Origin of the sequence: Anaerococcus sp. (assembly GCF_030825785.1) — a bacterium.
GTDB lineage: Bacteria > Bacillota > Clostridia > Tissierellales > Peptoniphilaceae > Anaerococcus.
Map to the genome: position 1 here is coordinate 1 of NZ_JAPJPG010000080.1, position 2,537 is coordinate 2,537.

3 protein-coding genes are annotated in these 2,537 nt (G+C 41.3%); all 3 read right to left on the reverse strand.

Features of this window, described 5'->3' with window-relative positions:
• Positions 1–136 precede the first annotated feature (136 nt).
• Positions 137–445, reverse strand: a complete 309-nt coding sequence (locus tag RCH56_RS07585; protein ID WP_000333261.1) for a hypothetical protein — start codon at positions 443–445, stop codon at positions 137–139.
• Positions 438–1,079 (reverse strand): ABC transporter ATP-binding protein, encoded by a 642-nt coding sequence (locus RCH56_RS07590; protein WP_125416600.1) that lies wholly within the window; start codon positions 1,077–1,079, stop codon positions 438–440. The genes RCH56_RS07585 and RCH56_RS07590 overlap by 8 nt, the downstream gene beginning before the upstream one ends.
• Before the next feature lies 1 nt (position 1,080).
• A partial coding sequence (locus tag RCH56_RS07595) for a bacteriocin-associated integral membrane family protein (protein WP_306484374.1) occupies positions 1,081–2,537 on the reverse strand: 1,457 nt, incomplete at its 5' end.

A 2,537-nucleotide genomic window follows, 5' to 3' on the forward strand; every position in this document is an offset into this window, starting at 1 on the left:
TCTCATCTATTCTCTTTTCTATTATCTGTTACTACTATTGTAACACATTCCCCTTGTATTTTGGGGGTGAAAATCATACCAAAAAACTATCTTCTCTCATGAAGAAAGATAGTCTTGAAAATCTTTAAAGGTGGACTTAGCGGTTCTCTCGAAACATCCGTTCGAAAAAATCAGCTTCTTTATAACTTCGATTTTCAGGTAGGGTCAAATCTACATCCTCCTCCACGTCGTCCACTGTCAGTTCAACCGTTTGAGGTAAATTTTTCAAACGATAATGCTTTTGCCTTTGCCCTTCAATACTAGCAAAATCAAGCAAATAGCCATTCACTCGGATTTGAACCAAAAGGAGATGATTGGTCATATTTTCCATGATGAGAATATCTTCTAAACCACCTCTGGCACTAGGATAATCAGATACCCTGCGAATACGGATTTTTTCACACATGAGCAAGCTCCCTCATATCAATGATTTCATCGGCCTTATTCCAGACTAGGGGATTATGGGTCGCAATGATGATAATTCGATTTTCATCTTTCAAGCCCACCAAGAGATTCATAACCTCCTCTGAATTTTCAGGATCAAGAGCTGCTGTTGGTTCATCTGCCAAAATCAAGGGTGGATTTTTCAAAATAGTCTTCGCAAGGGCAACTCGTTGAGCCTCTCCCCCAGATAAAGTATAAATTTTTTGTTCTAGATCCAAATACCCTAGATTAACCTTTTCTAAAGCCTCCACTTGCCTTTCCAAACGTTCTACTTTTGAAATCTTTTGACCAACAAAGCCCAAATCCAAATTCTCTTTGATTGATTGGTTTTCTAAGAGGCCAAAATTTTGAAAGAGATAGCCCATCTGGTCTCGAAAATACTCACGAGTGGGAATGGTTTTTAAATCTTTCCCCTGATAGAGAACCCTTCCACCATCTATCTTTTCTAGCTTTCCTAAGATATTAAGCAAAGTCGTCTTTCCGCTTCCACTCTTTCCGATTAAGGCATAAACCTTGCCCTTCTCCAACTTGAGATTTAAACCAGAGAAAATCGCGCGGTCATTAAACTTCTTTTCCAATTCTTGAATATCAATCATCTTATTTTCCTTTCAATACTGCCATGCTACCAGCTTCTTCCTTTTTATCCTGCCTTACTAAAATCAAGAGGGCGTTAAGAGTAAATAAAGCTACAACTAGAGCGCTAATCAAGCTATCTCCTGTCAAAACACTAGATAGGATTAGCCCAAGTAAGAGAACTCCTCCTTGCGCCAGTAAGTACTTGCCATGAAGCTCATAGATTGTCATACCAGAAAGACGTTTAATCATGATCTCCCGTCTAAACTGCTCAAAATAGAGAAGATTCATGGAATCAAATAACAAGATAGCCGTAGATAGAGTCAAAATAGTCCCAATAAGGAGAGAGTAGAACTCCATCCGTTTGTCATTTAGTACCTTGGCAAAAAATAGCTGGCTTTTTACCAAATAAGAGACCTTGTGATACAGACCTTGCTCTTTTAGAGCTGTGATGCTGTCTCCATATCGATCTAGTTTCAAGGCACTATTAGCCGTAGTTCCCCATAACATCCCTGCAACAGGTCTTGTTCCAGTCGCTTGCGGCGTTAAAACTACAATAATCGGATCTTTTAGGTACTGGCGTGTCGTCTTGTACCCATCGTTATAGAGGAAGCGTTCCTGTCCTGTTTCTGTAAAAGCTAGCGTTACCTGTGGGAGGTAGTGTTTCTGACTCGTCACTTCTACACTTTCAGATGAAAAGTTTTGCAGGTAATCTGTAAATAATCCTTGATAGTAGGCAGACTGCTCTCGCAAGCTCTCAGGCAAGATCAGCCCAAACTCTCCCTCAGACAAGTTTTGCATCTTATCCATAAACTCTGAAGAAACGGTAATCTTTTCTTCTATCAGATAGCGCGGTGAGACATAGATGACATTCCCTGACGGTGTGTAGTCATTGAGACGATTGCCATCTAGGTCCACTTCTGCTCCATCTGAGAAATTGTCAACATTGCTCATAATATAAAAAGAGTCTGTATTGGCTAACCGTTCTTCAGTAAATGTCTGCCACTCACGATTATCCTTACGCATTCCTTCTTCATCGGCAAATGCACTAGACCAACCAAAGGATAGACGGTAACGGTCTGAGGACTGGCTCCATTTATCGCTAGCTCTCTCCATTTCCTGCATTTCACGGTAGTGGGGTAGGAGAGCAGTCGCACTCGATCCGACCACCAGTACGGCTAAGAGTTGCCCCACCATCATCAATGTCATCATACGTTTGAGAGGGAGTTTCCCTTTCAATAGATCCACCAGACTATTTTCCTGTAAACCAAGTAGATACACGACACTTAATAAGGTAGAAATCCCTACCAAGACCAATCCATAAAGCAAAAGACCAATGATGACCAGTTGCACCGTTGCCATAAACAAGGCACCTTGATACCAGAGAATCCCCAATCCCAAAAGACTGGATACCAGCACTGAGCAGATAAGCTGTCTCACATCTTCTAACACTGGTCTGAGAGCCACCCCAAACAAGCTCT